At 61.0% G+C, this 333-nt stretch carries 1 protein-coding gene; it reads right to left on the bottom strand.

Annotated features, from left to right (window positions below; genetic code table 11):
• On the bottom strand, positions 1-333 hold a 333-nt coding region (locus QWI17_RS05695), incomplete at both ends, for an AMP-binding protein (protein WP_302721548.1).

The following is a 333-nucleotide window of genomic DNA, read 5'->3' as shown; positions in this document are numbered from 1 at the left end:
ACCGGCGAGCACATCTTCCAGCTCGTTGGGGTACACATTGAAGCCGGAGACCAGGATCATGTCCTTCTTGCGGTCGACGATACGCATGTAGCCGTCTGGCTGGATCAAGGCGATGTCGCCGGTCTTCAGCCAACCCTGGTTGTCGAGGATCTCGGCAGTGGCCTCTTCGCGCTGCCAATAGCCCTTCATGACCTGCGGGCCCTTGATGCACAGTTCGCCGACTTCGCCCAACGGCAACTCGTCGCCGGCCTCGTCGATTACCTTGCACAGGGTCGACGGCACCGGAATACCAATGGTGCCGACCTGGTTCGCTTCGGAAGGGTTGACCGTGGC

The organism is Gilvimarinus gilvus (assembly GCF_030518155.1).
Lineage (GTDB): Bacteria > Pseudomonadota > Gammaproteobacteria > Pseudomonadales > Cellvibrionaceae > Gilvimarinus > Gilvimarinus gilvus.
The sequence above is the reverse complement of the archived record's forward strand: the minus strand, read 5'-3'. Positions and strand labels throughout refer to the sequence as shown.